At 74.1% G+C, this 15,008-nt stretch carries 9 protein-coding genes; 5 read left to right on the top strand and 4 right to left on the bottom strand.

The window, feature by feature from the left end; translation table 11 throughout:
- The gene (locus AB0I15_RS32370) at nt 1-5,943 is read left to right on the top strand and encodes a toxin TcdB middle/N-terminal domain-containing protein (RefSeq protein WP_358103528.1); all 5,943 of its coding nucleotides are present in this window, start codon (nt 1-3) and stop codon (nt 5,941-5,943) included.
- A gap of 21 nt (nt 5,944-5,964) precedes the next feature.
- Here the strand turns inward: AB0I15_RS32370 and AB0I15_RS32365 are convergent, their stop codons facing one another.
- Together AB0I15_RS32365 and AB0I15_RS32360 are read right to left on the bottom strand one after the other, a co-directional pair.
- A complete protein-coding gene (locus AB0I15_RS32365) occupies nt 5,965-6,888 on the bottom strand; it encodes an NADP-dependent oxidoreductase (protein ID WP_358103525.1) in 924 nt (307 codons plus the stop codon).
- A gap of 109 nt (nt 6,889-6,997) precedes the next feature.
- Nucleotides 6,998-7,261, bottom strand: coding sequence for a hypothetical protein (locus AB0I15_RS32360; protein ID WP_358103522.1), 264 nt, complete (start codon nt 7,259-7,261; stop codon nt 6,998-7,000).
- Nucleotides 7,262-7,329: 68 nt separating this feature from the next.
- On the opposite strand from AB0I15_RS32360, the gene AB0I15_RS32355 reads away from it, so the two are divergent.
- Nucleotides 7,330-7,731 carry a helix-turn-helix domain-containing protein gene (locus AB0I15_RS32355; RefSeq protein WP_358103519.1) on the top strand — a complete coding sequence of 134 codons (402 nt, stop codon included), beginning with the start codon at nt 7,330-7,332 and terminating at the stop codon, nt 7,729-7,731.
- A 219-nt stretch (nt 7,732-7,950) separates the two neighbouring features.
- Nucleotides 7,951-8,709 (top strand): GntR family transcriptional regulator, encoded by a 759-nt coding sequence (locus AB0I15_RS32350; RefSeq protein WP_358103516.1) that lies wholly within the window; start codon nt 7,951-7,953, stop codon nt 8,707-8,709.
- Here AB0I15_RS32350 and AB0I15_RS32345 read toward each other — a convergent pair.
- The gene (locus AB0I15_RS32345) at nt 8,702-9,121 is read right to left on the bottom strand and encodes a DUF1338 family protein (RefSeq protein WP_358103513.1); all 420 of its coding nucleotides are present in this window, start codon (nt 9,119-9,121) and stop codon (nt 8,702-8,704) included. The two genes, AB0I15_RS32350 and AB0I15_RS32345, sit on opposite strands and share 8 nt — an antisense overlap.
- A gap of 297 nt (nt 9,122-9,418) precedes the next feature.
- On the opposite strand from AB0I15_RS32345, the gene AB0I15_RS32340 reads away from it, so the two are divergent.
- Both AB0I15_RS32340 and AB0I15_RS32335 read left to right on the top strand, forming a co-directional pair.
- Nucleotides 9,419-12,265, top strand: a complete 2,847-nt coding sequence (locus AB0I15_RS32340; protein ID WP_358103510.1) for an FAD-linked oxidase C-terminal domain-containing protein — start codon at nt 9,419-9,421, stop codon at nt 12,263-12,265.
- Complete coding sequence (locus AB0I15_RS32335) at nt 12,262-13,425, top strand: FAD-binding oxidoreductase (protein WP_358103507.1); 1,164 nt, start codon at nt 12,262-12,264, stop codon at nt 13,423-13,425. Before AB0I15_RS32340 ends, AB0I15_RS32335 begins: the two co-directional genes overlap by 4 nt.
- Before the next feature lie 7 nt (nt 13,426-13,432).
- Here AB0I15_RS32335 and AB0I15_RS32330 read toward each other — a convergent pair whose 3' ends face one another.
- The gene (locus tag AB0I15_RS32330) at nt 13,433-14,857 is read right to left on the bottom strand and encodes an NB-ARC domain-containing protein (protein WP_358103717.1); all 1,425 of its coding nucleotides are present in this window, start codon (nt 14,855-14,857) and stop codon (nt 13,433-13,435) included.
- Between the last annotated feature and the right edge of the window lie 151 nt (nt 14,858-15,008).

The following is a 15,008-nucleotide window of genomic DNA, read 5'->3' as shown; positions in this document are numbered from 1 at the left end:
GTGGCGGACAAGTCTGGGGCCTCGCCGCAGGCGGTGGCCCTGCCGACCGGCGGCGGCGCCGTACGGGGGCTGGGCGAGTCGTTCGAGGCCGACCTGAACTCGGGCACCGGCAACTACCGGGTGCCGCTGGACCTGCCGCCCGGGGTCCGGAACCTGCAGCCGCCGCTGTCGCTGGTGTACAGCACGGGGGTGGGCAACGGGCCGCTCGGCCTGGGCTGGGTGCTGGCGCAGGGCGCCGTCAGCCGGCGCACGTTCCGCGGGGTGCCCGCCTACGACGACGAGCGGGACACCTTCCTCTACAACGGGACGACCGAGCTGGCGCGTACGGCGGGCGGCGGCTTCCGCGCGCTGACCGAGCACGCCTTCGAGCGGTTCGAGCGCTCCGGGGATCAGTGGCAGGTCACCGACAAGTCGGGCGTCCGGCACTCCTTCGGCGCCACCGACGCCAGTCGCGTCATCTTCGACGACGCCGGGACCGCCCGCGTGTTCGCCTGGCTGCTCGACCGGACGGAAGACCCGTGGGGCAACACGATCACCTACCACTACCGCAAGGACGGCGCCCAGGCCTACCTGGAGGAGGTCCGGTACGCGGCGTACGCCGTCCGCCTGGCCTACGAGCCGCGGCCCGACGTGGTCACGGACTTCCACGCGGGCTTCGAGCTGCACACCGCGCTGCGCTGCACGGGGATCGACCTGATCGCGGTGCCGGCCGGACCGGAGCCGGTGCGGAGCTGGCGTTTCGGCTACGCGCAGGCGCCGTACTCGGGGACGTCGATGCTGGCCGCCATCACGCTGCGCGGCCATGACGTGTCCGGAGCGGTGACGACCACGCTGCCGCCGCTGGAGCTGACCTACAGCGGCTTCGAGCCCGAGCGCCGCCGCTGCCGGCGGTTCTCGGCCGCCGGCGTCGCCCCGCCCGGCCTGGGCGACGGCCTGGCCGAGCTGGTCGACCTCGACGGGGTCGGGCTGCCGGGGATGGTCCGGATCGAGAACGGCGCCGCCCGCTACTGGCCGAACGGCGGCGGGCTGCGCTGGGAGGCGCCCCGGCCGCTGCCGCGCTTCCCCGTCCCGCTCTCGCTCGCCGAGGACCGGGTCCGCATGGCCGACATGAACGGGGACGGCAGCGTCGACGTGCTCGTGGGCGCGGGGCCGTTCAGCGCGTACTACGAGAACGGCGGCCGGGCGTGGGACCAGGTCGTCCGCTACGCGCGCAGCCCTGAGCTGCTCCCCGACGAGGCGGACCTGCACCTGATGGACATCGACGGAGACGGCGTCATCGACGCGGTGCACGCCGGCCGGACCGGGCTGCGGGTGTACCGGAACCGGGGCCGGGCCGGCTGGGACCCGCCGGCGCTCGTGCCCCTCGACGGCCCCTCGCCCCCGCCGCCGCTCGACGGCCGCGATCCCCGGATCCGGCTCGCGGACCTCAACGGGGACGGGCTGCTCGACATCGTGCACCTCGCCTCCGGCCGGGTCGAGTACTGGCCGGCACGGGGCAACGGCCGGTTCGGGGCGGGCCGGGTGATGGCGTCGCCGCCGCGCTTCCCGTACCCGTTCGACCCTGGGCGTGTCCTGCTCGCCGACATCAACGGCGACGGGCTCGCCGACATCGTGTACGTCGGCTACGACGAGGTCACCTTCTGGGTGAACCGGTCCGGCCAGGGCTTCTCCGCCCCGCAGACCGTGCGTCTCACCCCGCTCACGCCCGGCATGGCGGCGGTGCGGGCCGTGGACATGACCGGCGCCGGCGTCACCGGGCTGCTGTGGACCGGGCCGTCACCGGACCATCGCTACCTCCAGTTCACCGGCGAACCCAAGCCGGGGCTCCTGACCAGGGTCGACAACCATCTCGGTCAGGTCATCGAGATCGGCTACACGACGAGCGCGGCGCAGGCCCTCGCCGACCGCCGGCCGGACGGGACCGACGGCGTGGCCCGGCCCTGGGCCTCGGTGCTCCCGTTCTCGCTGCCGGTGGTGGCCTCGGTCACGATGCGCGACACCGTCCGCGGCAGCGCCGTCGAGACCCGCTACCGCTATCACGACGGTCACTACGACGGGCATCGGCGCGAGTTCGACGGGTTCGGGCGTGCCGAGCAGATCGAGACCGGCGACGCGAGCCAGCCGTCCGCGCGTACCGTGTTCCACTTCCACACCGAGCAGTCCGCCCGCGCCGCCGAGCCCGATCCCGAGCTGAGGCGCTCGCTCAAGCGCAAGACCCACCGCATCGAGGTGTACGGGCTCGACGGCTCGGCGGCCGAGCAGGTGCCCTACCGGGTCGAGCAGAGCCGATGGGCGGTCCGCGTCGAGGAGAGCCTTCCCGACGGCCGGCGGGTGGTCTTCCCGCACGTCGCGGAGACCGTCACGACCGTCTCCGAGCGGTCGGCGAGCGCGCGGGTGGAGCGGCGGCTCTACTCCTACGACGCGGCCGGGAACGTCGTCCGCGAGGACCGCGTGGGGCAGGGGGGCGCCGCGCCCGGCCTGTTCACGCGGACCGACGTCTCCTACGCCGAGAACCGCCCGGCCTGGGTGCTCGACCGGGTGGCGCGGATCGTCATGCGCGACGCGGCCGGCACGATCCTCGGTGAGACCCGTCACCACTACGACGGGGCCCCTTTCGAGGGCCTGCCCCTGGGGCAGGTCGTGCGGGGGCATCTGGCGCGTACCGAGCGGGTGGCGATCTCCGCGGCCGACGCGGCCGCGCTCTACGGGGCCCAGGGTCCCGACCTGGCGGCCCTCGGTCACTTCCTGAGCACCGACGCCGACGGGAACCCGGTCTGGGTCGTGCGGCACGAGCGCCGCGCGGCGGACGGCCGGGGCAACATCGTGGCCAAGATGTCGCCCCTCGGCGCCGTCACCGGCTTCGTCTTCTCTGATGACGGGCTCTTCCCCACGTCGGTCACCGAGCCGAACGGCCGCGCCGCCACCATCGAGCACGACGTGCGCGTGGGCCGGCCGAGCCGCCTCGTGGACGCCAACGGCGCCGTGACCTCGGTGACGTACGACCCGCTCGGCAGGGTGCTCTCCATCGCCTCGCCCGGCGACACGCAGGCCCAGCCCACGGTCGCGTTCACCTACGACACCACGGTCCGGCCGGCCCGGCGGCACACCCGTCAGCGGATCACCGCCGGGGCGCCGGCCACGCTCTCGGTGGTGGAGTATCTCGACGGCGCCGGAGAGGTCCACCAGCGCCGCACCCAGCACGACTCCGCCCTCTTCGTCGTCTCGGGCCAGGAGGTGCGCAACGCGCGCGGCAAGACGGCGCGGAAGTCGGCGCCCTTCCACGAGCCCGGCGAGGACTACAGCGCCTACCCGGGCGGCTTCCCGGCGGCGATGGAGATCGACTACGACGCCCTCGGCCGCCCGAGCTGTACCCGGCTGCCCACCGGCGGGGAGTCACGGGTCGAGCATCAGCCGTTCCGCGCGGTCTTCCACGAGGCCGGGGACGCCGACCCCGCGGCGCCGTCGTTCGGCACGCCCCGGGTCGAGCACTACGACGCCTGGCAGCGCCTGGTCGCCGTCGAGGACGGCCCGGCCACGGCGCGCCAGGTCACGCGGTACGACCTCGACGGGCTCGGCCGCCTGCGCCGGGTGACCGACGCCCGCGGAACGCCGCTCACCACGCTGCGCCAGGACCTGCTGGGCCGGCGCGTCAGCATCGCCCACGCCGACGCCGGCCTGCGGCTGCTGGCCTACGACGCCTCGGGCAACCTGGCCTGGACCCGGGACGCCGCCGGCCAGGAGGTGACCAACGAGTACGACGGTCTCGAACGGCTGCTCCGCGTGCGCCACGGAGGCGTCGTGGTCGAAGACCACACCTACGACACCGGCGCGGGGCTCAACCTGGCCGGCCGGCTCGCCCACGTCACCGACCAGGCCGGCGAGGTCGGCTACTCCTATGACGCGCGGGGCAACGTCGTCGAACGGACGCGTACCGTGCCCGGGGAGGCCGCGCCGTTCGTGACCCGGTTCGCCTACGACCGGCTGGGGCGGGTGACCACGGTGACGTACCCGGACGGGCACGCCGTCGGCCACGACTACGGCTCCGGTTTCCTGGTGCGCCGGCTGCCCGGCTACGTCGACGACATCGACTACTCCCCGACCGGGGTGCGGACCGCGGTGGCCTATGCCAACGGCGTACGCACCGAGTACGGCTACGACGCGACGACCAGCCGCCTGAGCTCCATCCGCACCTGGCACCCGCAGTCCGGCCAGGTCCACCACCACACCGCCTACACCCTGTCGGTGGGCGGCAACGTCACCGCCATGGACGACCTGCGCGCCGCGCCGCCCCCGGGCTCGCCCGGCAGGACCCAGCGGTTCGGCTACGACTCGTTCGACCGCCTGGTGCGCGCCGAGGGCACCGCGGACGGCGGCGCCTACACCCACGAGCACTCCTACGACGCGGTCGGGAACATGCTGCGCAACCCGCTCGTGTCACCCCATCCGCTGGTCCACGCCCCGAACACCAACCAGCTCGTCGGGTACGACGACGGCGGCGGCACGACGGTGCTGTTCGGCCACGACGCCAACGGCAACCTCACCTCCATGCCGGGCCGTACGCTGGCGTTCAACCCGCGCGGGCAGCTCGAGTCGGTGACGCTGGCCGATGACACGGTCGTCCACTACACCTACGACCACCAGGGTTTCCTGGCCCGCAAGCGCGTCGTGCCGCCGTCGGGCCCGGCCCGGCGCGTGCTCTACTTCGAGCACGGCTTCGAGCTCGACGGCGCCGACGCCGTCCGGATGGTGCAGGCCGGCGGGCTGCTGGTGGCGATCGACCGCGGCGGCCAGCGGCTGTTCGCCCACGGCGACCACCTCGACAGCACCGTGGTGCTCACCACGACCGGCGGCGGTGTGGCGAGCGAGCTGGCCTACTTCCCGTTCGGCGCCATCGCCGCCGCGGCGGGCGCTCCGGGCACGCCGACGTTCGCCCGCCGCCGCCACGACCCCGACACCGGCCTGTACTACTTCCAAGCCCGCTGGTACGCCGCGGACCTCGGCCGGTTCGTCTCCCCCGACCCGCTCTACCTCCTTCATCCGGAACGGGGTTTCCAGCAGCCGCAGCGGCTCAACCCCTACGCCTACGCCGGCAACAACCCGCTGCGTTTCACCGACCCCAACGGCCTCGGCTTCTGGGACGTCCTCGGCGCCATCGCGATCGTCATCGTGATCGCCGCGGCCGTCGTGGTCACCGCCGGGCTCGCGGGCGCGGCCATCGCCGGGATCGGGCTGGGCAGCGCCCTGGCCTACGCGGGCGCCGCCGGGCTCGCCGGAGCCGTGATCGGCGCCATCGCCGGCGGGATCGCGTACGGGAGCTGGCAGGGCGCCCTGACCGGGGCGATGATCGGCTTCACCGCCGGGGCGAACGCCATGCTCGGCGGCATGATCTTCGGCCCGGTGGTCGGCGGCATCCTCGGCGTGCTCAACCTCCTCGCGCTGATCCCGCCCGTCGCCCGCAACGACGTCTTCCAGGGCTTCCTCGGCTGGTCCAGCTACCTGATGCCGATGAGCTGGCCCGGGCACGCCCTCGGGCTGCTCCTGTTCGTCGCCAACGTGGTGCCGTATCTGGTGACGTTCGGTCAGGTCGACGCGGTACGCATCCGTGACCTGCGCGTCGACTGGAAGACCGGGAACATCTTCACCGTCGGCGGCTGGATCGGGCAGATGCCGGCGCGGGCGTTCAACTTCGGCGCCTTCACCTTCGTCAACACCTCCCGCTACATCGGCGGCGAGATCGCGCCCGCGACGTTCGAGCACGAGTCCGGCCACATGCTCAACAACGCGGTGTTCGGCTTCTTCCAGGCGGCCCGCGTGTTCGAGGGGGACGGACTCAACTCCTACTGGGAGCGGCTGGCCGAGAGTAACGTGCCACCCGGCCTGCGCGGACTCGACCCCACCGAGCCCGAACCCGACCGGCCGAAGATCCCGCTGTGGAGCTCATGACGGAGGGAGTGAGAGGGCGCTTCAGATGGTGACGGCGAGCTTGCCGACGGTCCCGGCGGTGAAGTCGGAGATCGCGCGCGGGGCGTCGGCCAGCGGGTAGGAGCGGGCCACCGGCACCCGCAGGCGTCCTTCGGCCGCGTCGGCGGCCAGGCGGGTCAAGGTGGCCGGGCTCGGGTCGGCCATCACCGCCGTGGCCTCGATGGGGCGGCCGTCCTCGCCGGGCAGGTAGTGCAGGGTGGAGGCCAGCCGCCCGCCGTCGGCCACCAGGGCGGCGACGGCCGGGCCGTCGCCCGCCAGGTGCAGCGCGGCGGCCACGCCCCCGGGCGTGATGGCGCGCACCTGGGCCGCCAGTTCGGCGTGGTCGACCGCCCAGGTGGCGCCCAGGCCCGTGACGAAGGCGGCCTCGGTTCCCGGCCGCGCGGTGGCGATCACGCGGGCGCCGCGCGCGGCGGCCAGTTGGACGGCGAAGGCGCCGACGCCGCCGGTCGCGCCGGAGACCAGGACCGTCTCACCGCGGGCAGGGGCGATGGCGTCGACGGCGTTCAGCGCGGCCGTCCCCGCCAGGGCCAGCGCGGCCGCGCGGGTGTGGCCGAGCCCGCCGGGGATCGCGGCCAGGCCGTACGCGGCGCCGACCACCAGGTACTCGGCGAAGCCGCCCTGGCCCAGGGTCGGGCGGGTGACCACGCCGAACACCTCGTCCCCCGGCGTCCACCCGGTCACGTCCGGGCCGACGGCCGCGACGGTGCCGGCGAAGTCCTTGCCGAGCACGACCGGGAACTCGTAGTCGTACACGCCTTTGAGCCGGCCGCCGAGCACGCCCAGGTCGAACCCGTTGACCGAGGAGGCCAGCACCTTGACCAGCACCTCGCCGGGCCCCGGCTCCGGTACGGGCAGTTCGGTGGCCGCGAGGCCGGCGCCGAAGCCGGGAAAGGCCATGGCACGCATGATGATCACTCCGTTTCCGTGGCAGGTGAGGTGGCCGCCTGCTGCCACGAGGCACGCAGGACGGCGCGGGCGACGGCCAGTTCGGCCTCGTCGCGGGGGGCGTAGAGCATCACGATCGTGCCGGGCCATTCGGGGGGTGCAGGAACGCCTCCCAGGGCCCGGCGGGCTCGTGCAGCCGCAGAGCCAGGGACGCCGGCTCGGACACCTGGCTGGGTCCGGTGAACACGCCCGCCAGCGTCTGCGCCTCCGTCACCAGGGCGGCCCTGATGTGCGCCGGGGAGAACTGGTCGAGCTGGTCATGGGGGATCTCCAGGCCCGTCGTCCGCGGGCGGGGCCCCGGACGGGTCGGAGGATCGGTCAGGTCGAGATTCATCGCTACAGCACTTTCTGTGCGCTGGTTACTTCTTGTGCGTGTGGTCGAGTCTCGTCCAGAATGCCCCCATGGCGGAAGACGGCACTTTGACCAGCGCAAGGCACACCGATGTTCGCGAGGCGGTCACCGAGGACCACCCCATCTGCCAGTTGCGCGACGTCCTCGACCGCGTCGGGGACAAGTGGAGCGTGCTGGTGATGGACCTGCTCGGCGGCGGTCCCAAGCGCTACTCCGAGCTGCGGCGCGCCGTCGAGGGCATCTCCCAGCGCATGCTCACCCTGACCCTGCGCAGCCTGGAGCGCGACGGCCTGGTGGCGCGTACCGTCACCCCCACCTCGCCGCCCCGGGTGGACTACGCCCTGACCCCGGTCGGGCAGACGCTCTCGGCCGAGGTCTCGGGGCTCATCGCGTGGGCGGAGCGGCACCGCGACTACGTGGCCACCGCCCGCCTGCGCTACGACAGGTCCTGAGAGCGCGCGGTCACATCTCGGCGGGCGACGACAACATCACGGTGTGGTTCAGGAACAGCGCCGGAGCCATCGACTCTGAGCCCCGAGGCGCGGACCCGCCGGGCTCCAGCAGCTCGTCCTCTGCCGGTCGGTGACGCCCGCCGTCGTGCCCGTGGTCCGGGCCCTGAACGCGGACCAGGCCGTACGATCGGCCGCCTGCCGTGCCGGTAGCATGCGTGCATGCCACCGACCCGCGAGCACGCCGAGCTGAAGCTGCAGCCGTTGCCGCACGCGGGGCGTTCGCTGGCCGAGCAGGTGATCTCCGAGGTGCGCCGGGCGGTGCACACCGGCGCGATGGTCCCCGGCCGGCTCTACTCCGTCTACCAGGTGGCCGAGCAGCTCAACGTCTCCAGGAGCCCCGTGCGCGAGGCGCTGCTGCGGCTGGCGGAGGCGGGCCTGGTGCAGGTCGAGCGCAACCGCGGCTTCCGCGTCGTGCTGCCGCACCCACGGGAGATCGTCGAGATCTTCGGGGTGCGGCTGGCCCTGGAGCTGCCGGCCGTGCGCCGGGTCGCCGCCGGAGCCGCTGGAGCCACCGGAGCCGCCGCCGATCTGGGCGGTGCGCTGCGGGCCACCATGGACGAGATGGCGGCCGCCGTGGGCAAGGGCGACGAGGGGCTGTTCTTCCACCTCGACCAGGCGCTGCACGACCACATCCTGGTCGCGGCGGGCAACGGCCGGTCCCGCGCGATCGTCGGCGGCCTGCGCGACACCATGCGGATCCTCGGCACCTCCACCGACGACCACTCGCGCACGCTGCGGCAGGTGCACGAGGAGCACGAGCCGATCGTGGCCGCCGTCGCCGCGGCCGACCCCGAGGCCGCCGAGCGGGCGATGCGCTCCCACCTGACCAGCACCGGGCTCATCCTGGCCGGTCAGGCGGCCAGGATGCAGGGCGAGCCGGTCGACGTGGCCGCCCTGTGGGCGTCCATCGTCAACTGACCTCGCCGGGCGGGCCCAGCTCCGCGCGGACCTGGGCGAGGGAGTCCGCCTGGATGGCCGCGTACAGCCCGTACGCGTCGTGCAGCGGCCGGCCGAGCACGCCGGCCAGCGCCTCGGGGCCCAGCTCGGCGCCGGCCACGGTCATGTCCTTGGAGCCGTCGGAGGTCAGGTTCGACTGGAAGATGCCGGCGGCCGAGCGGGGCAGGAAGTCCTCGTACACGATGGGCCGGGCGGTGATCCAGCCCTCCGCGAGCAGGGCGGCCAGCTCGGCCGGGTCCACCGGGCGGAAGGCCGTCGAGACCACGGGCACCGAGCTGCCCGCGGCCTCGCGCAGGTCGTAGTAGCCGACCGGGTACATGCCCATGGCGCCGAAGATCCGCGCGACCTGCTCCAGCTCGGCCGGGGTGCCCACGCGGATGGCGCCGTGCCGCTCCGCCGTGACGCGTTCGATGGAGCCCAGCCGCTCGGCGTCGGTCCCCGGAGCGCGCGAGAACCTCGCGGTTCACCTCTTGGGCGACGTCGACCAGGGTGTTGTACGCGGGGACCTCGGTGCCCTACATCGTGGACAGCCGCTGGGCGAAAGCCGCCCGGAGTGCGGTGGAATCAACCATCTTTCTCCTCCATGGGTACCTTGGTAGCATGTTACATGCGAGGCTGGCGAGATCTCCGGGCCTTGAGGGGCCCGCACGTAGCATGTAACATGCTACGTATGGACCGTGTCACCTCCCTGGCCACCGACCTGCGCCGACGCGGGGTGACCGACGTGCTGACCGGCATGACCGCCCGCTCGGCCCACTCCTCCGACGCCTCCCTCTACCGGGTGCCGCCGCTGCTGATCGCCCGCCCCCGCGCGGCGGAGGACGTGGCGGCGGTGATCGAGCTGTGCGCGCGCCACGAGGTCCCGGTCACCGCGCGCGGCGGCGGCACCTCGGTCGCCGGCAACGCGGTGGGCCCCGGCCTGGTGCTGGACTTCAGCCGCCACCTGAACCAGGTGGTCGGCGTCGACCCCGGCACCGCGACGGCGGTGGTCCAGCCGGGGCTGATCCAGGCCGACCTGCAGCGGGCGGCGGCTCCGTACGGGCTGAGGTTCGGGCCCGATCCGTCCACGCACACCCGCTGCACGATCGGCGGGATGATCGGGAACAACGCGTGCGGATCCAGGACCCTGGGCTACGGCCGCACCTCGGACAACGTCGTCGCGCTCAAGGCCGTCACCGGCGCGGGCACGGCGCTCGACCTGACCTCGCCCCTCGGTGACCCAGAACAGGCGGGCGAGCCGGCCGAGCTCACCGCGCTGCGCCGGCTCGCCGCCGCCAACCTGGCCACGATCAGGACCGGGTTCGGCAGGTTCGGCCGCCAGGTCTCCGGTTACGCGCTTGAGCACCTGCTGCCCGAGCGGCGTTTCGACGTGGCCCGTCTCCTGGTGGGCAGCGAGGGCACCCTGGCGGTCCTCACCGAGGCCACCGTGCGGCTGGTGGGCGATCCCGCGTACCGTGTGCTCGTGGCGCTCGGCTACCCGGACATCGCCGCCGCCGGCGACGCCGCGCCCGCGCTGCTGGAGCACCGGCCCACCGCGTGCGAGGGCCTCGACGCCCGCATCGTGGACGTGGTGCGCGCGCGGCGCGGCCCCGGGGCGGTGCCGCCGCTGCCGCCCGGAGCGGCGTGGCTGTTCGTCGAGGTCGCGGGCGATGACGAGAGCGAGGTACGCGACCGCGCCGCCCGCGTGGCCGCCTGCGGCGCGAGCTCCTTCGTCGTCACCGACCCCGCCCAGGCGGCGGCGCTCTGGCGCATCAGGGAGGACGGCGCCGGCCTGTCCGGCCGCAGCCCGGCCGGCCGGCCCGCGCACGCCGGCTGGGAGGACACCGCCGTCCCGCCCGCGATGCTGGGCCGCTACCTGCGCGACTTCGAGGCCCTGATGGCCGGCTTCGGCGTGACAGGGCTGCCGTACGGGCACTTCGGCGACGGCTGCCTGCACATCCGGCTCGACGTGCCCCTCGACCGGCCCGGCGGGACCAAGGTGTTCCGCGACTTCCTGACCGCCGCCGCCGAGCTGGTCGCCGGATACGGCGGGTCGCTGTCCGGCGAGCACGGCGACGGGCGGGCCAGGAGCGAGCTGCTGCCGCTCATGTACCCGCAACCGGCGATCGACCTGTTCGCCCAGGTCAAAGGCATCTTCGATCCTGGCGACGTGCTCAATCCCGGGGTCCTGGTGCGCCCGCGGCCGTTCGACGCCGACCTGCGCGTGCCCGCCGCCCCGCCGGTGCGCGCCGGTCTCGCGCTGGCCTACCGGCACGACGGCGGCGACTTCTCCCAGGCCGTGCACCGCTGCACGGGCGTGGGCAAGTGCCGCGCCGACACCACCGCCGCCGGTGGCGTCATGTGCCCCTCCTACCTGGCGACCCGGGAGGAGAAGGACTCCACGCGCGGGCGGGCCAGGGTGCTGCAGGAAATGGTCAACGGCACGGCCGTCACGGGCGGGTGGCGCTCGCGGGAGGTGCACGAGGCGCTCGATCTGTGCCTGTCGTGTAAGGGGTGCGCGTCGGACTGCCCGACGGGGGTCGACATGGCGGCGTACAAGTCGGAGATGTTGTACCAGAGTTACCGGGGCCGGCCGCGTCCGCCCGCGCACTACTCGCTCGGCCGGTTGCCGCTCTGGGCGCGGCTGGCCGCCAGGATGCCCAGGGTCGTCAACGCGGCCCTGCGCGTGCCCGCCCTGCGCCGCCCGGCGCTGGCCATGGCCGGGGTGGACCGGCGGCGCACGCTGCCCGCGTTCGCGCCGCGCACGTTCCGCTCCTGGTTCGAGCGCGAGCACCGGACCGTCCCCGGCAGGCCGGTGGTGCTGTTCGTCGACACGTTCACCGACCACTTCGCGCCCGAGGTCGGCCGCGCCGCCGTGGCCGTGCTGGAGGCCGCGGGCTACGCGCCGCGGATCACCGCGCGCCGCCAGTGCTGCGCGCTCACCTGGATCTCCACCGGCCAGCTCGACGCGGCCAAGCGGATCCTCGGCCGCACGGTCGCGGACCTGGGGAGCAAGGATCTGGCCGGGGCGGACGTGCCCATCGTCGGGCTGGAGCCGTCGTGCACGGCGGTCCTGCGTTCCGACGCCCTGGAGCTGCTGGACGAGGCGGACGCCGCGCCCGTGGCGGCGCGCACCCGCACGCTGGCGGAGCTGCTGTCCGAGACCCCCGGCTGGCGGCCCCCGCCGCTCGGCGGCACGACGGTGGTCGCCCAGCCGCACTGCCACCACCACGCCGTCATGGGCTGGGACGCCGACGCCCGGCTGCTGCGCGAGGCCGGCGTGGACGTGCGAAGGCTCGGCGGCTGCTGCGGGCTGGCCGGCAACTTCGGCGTCGAGAAGGGCCACTACGAGATCTCCGTCGCGGTCGCCGAGCACCAGCTCCTGCCGGCGCTCCGGCAGGCGTCCCCGGACGGCGCCGTCCTCGCCGACGGCTTCTCCTGCCGCACGCAGATCGCCGACCTGTCACCGCGGCGCGGCGTGCACCTGGCCCAGCTCCTCGCGGAGCGGCTCCCCCCAGAGAAAGGATCGGGCCCATGACCCAGACCGGGCGCGAACTGCCCAGCCACGCCTCGGCCGTCATCATCGGCGGCGGCGCCATGGGTGTCAGCTCCGCCTACGCGCTGGCCGCGGCCGGGGTCGGCGACGTGGTGCTGATCGACAAGGGGCCGCTCGGCTCGGGCTCGACGTCGAAGGCCGCCGGGGGCGTGCGCGCGCAGTTCTCCGACCGGGTCAACATCGAGCTGGCCGTACGCAGCCTGGAGACGTTCGAGACGTTCGCCGACCGCTTCGGGCAGGAGATCGACCTGCACAAGGCGGGCTACCTGTTCCTGCTCGACTCACCGGGAGCCGTCGCCGAGTTCGAGAAGAGCGTCGCCGTCCAGAACGACCTCGGCGTGCCCAGCCGGATGATCTCGGTACGCGAGGCCGCCGCGCTCTCCCCGCTGATCGACACCGACGGCCTGCTCGCCGCCGCCTACTCCCCCGCCGACGGCCACTGCACCCCCGAGTCCGTCGTCCTCGGGTACGCGGGCGCGGCCCGGCGGCACGGCGCGCGGCTGGTGCCCAACTGCGCCGCCACCGGCATCGAGGTGGACGGCGGGCGCATCGTGGCGGTGCGCACCGAGGGCGGGCGCATCGAGACCGACACCGTCATCTGTGTCGCGGGCGCCTGGTCGCGCGCGGTCGGCGCGTGGGCGGGCGTGGACCTGCCGGTCGAGCCGCTGCGCCGCCAGGTCCTCGTCACCGAGCCGATCCCCGGCCTGCCGCCGACCACGTTCACCATCGACTTCGGCACCACGTTCTACTTCCACCGGGAGGGGCCCGGCCTGCTGCTCGGCATGTCCGACCCCGACGAGACCCCCGGATTCAAGCTCGAGCGCTCCGACGCCTGGCTGCCCAGGCTGGGCGAGGCGATGGCCCGCCGCGCCCCCGCCCTGATGGAGACCGGCATCGCCACCGGATGGGCCGGTCTGTACGAGGTGACCCCCGACCACAACGCCCTCATCGGCGTCGCCCCCGGCGTCGGCCGGTTCATCTACGCCACCGGCTTCTCCGGCCACGGCTTCCTGATGAGCCCGGCCGTCGGCGAGGTCGTCCGTGACCTCTACCTGGGCCGCGCGCCGTTCGTCGACGTCACTGGCTTCGACGCGGGCCGCTTCGCGCTGGCCGGGGGCCGCCCCGAGCTCAACATCGTCTGAACCCTGATCATCCTCCCGGAAGACCGGCCCGCCACGGCCGCTCGTTCCACGTCCGATGCCCGCCGAAGTCGGCGGTGAGGTGGGCGTGCCCCGTGCGGTGCCGCCGGGGTTCGTCGGGCTCGGGCTCCGCCGAGTGCCGGGCCGAGGCGTGGTCGCGGACGAGGCCGTGGAAGCGGTAGCGACCGGGGGCGGGCTCCCGCAGGAGGTGGGCGTCCGACAGCCGGTCCAGTGTCCGTCCCGCCCGTGTCGTGGTGGTGTTCAGCAGGGCGGCGGCCGTGTCCACGCCGAAGTCCGTGCGGACGCGCGCGCCCAGCAGCCGGTAGGCGCGCCGTTCCAGGGCCGGCAGCCGGTCGTAGGACAGGTCCAGGGCGGCGGTGACGCTGTGCCGTCCGATCGTCAGCTCGGCCAGCCGGTCGCCGGTCAGCCGGTCCAGCAGGTGCCGCACGCTCCAGGTGGGATGTGCCCGGAGCCGGGCGGCGGCGATGCGGAGGGCGAGGGGCAGCAGCCCGCAACGCCGTACGGCCTCGGCCAGGACGTCGGCCGGGGTGCCCGCGATCCGCTCCTGCCCGGCCATGACGGTGAACAGGGCGACCGCCTCCGCCACCGGCGGCAGGTCCAGCGACAGGCAGCGGGCGTCGTCCAGGCAGGTCAGGCGCCGGCGGCTGGTGACGATCACCCGGCTGTCCGGGCCGGCGGGCAGCAGCGGCCGGATCTGGCGTTCGTCGGCGGCGTCGTCCAGCACGATCAGGAGCCGGCGGCCGGCCACCACACTGCGGTACAGCGCGGCGCGGTCGTCGAGGTGCCCGGGGACCTCCGCGCCGGGGACGCCGAGGACGCGCAGCACGCGGCCGAGGGCCTCGCCGGGCTCGACCGGGGCCATCGCCTGGGCGTGGGCGTGCAGGTGCACGAAGATCTGCCCGTCGGGAAAGCGGGGGGCGAGCCTGTGGGCGGCGTGCACGGCCAGCGCCGTCTTGCCCGCCCCGGCCATGCCGTCGATGGAGAGGACCGTCACCGTGCCCGGGTTCCGGGGTCCCTCCAAGATCGCCAGCTCACGCTCCCGCCCCACCAGGGCCGCGACGTCGGCCGGCAACTGCCGGGGGACGGTGACGCCCGCCGGGGGCGGCCCGATCCCGTCCGGCTGATCGCCTCCGGCGGGCGCGGACAGGCCGCGAGCGGCGGCGGCCAGCATCGCCCGCTCCTCGCCGTCCAGGTCCAGCGCCTTCGCCAACCGCAGAATCGACGCGGTACGAGGCTGCCTGAGCCCACTCCTCTCCAGCCGCCGAACGGTCCGGACGTTGAGGCCGGCCTGTTCGGCGAGCTCCTCCTGGGTCAGCAATGCGCGCTCTCGCCACCCTCGCAACAGCTCCCTCAAGGATGGCTCGGCATCGGAAGAAAACCTCTGCGAGCTGATCGTCGACACCCCCGTGGTCATCGCCGTCCTGGTCGATGCGGACAGCACGTCCATCGAAACCGTGTTCGGGCCGTTCAAGCCACTGGTCGGACGACATCGCACGGAATCGGACGGCACGCGACGGGCCGACCGGCGTCAACGGGCGTTGCCTTCCGGATCACGGCGAGCCGGG

It is taken from the genome of Nonomuraea sp. NPDC050643, assembly GCF_040654715.1.
Taxonomy (GTDB): domain Bacteria; phylum Actinomycetota; class Actinomycetes; order Streptosporangiales; family Streptosporangiaceae; genus Nonomuraea.
The sequence above is the reverse complement of the archived record's forward strand: the minus strand, read 5'-3'. Positions and strand labels throughout refer to the sequence as shown.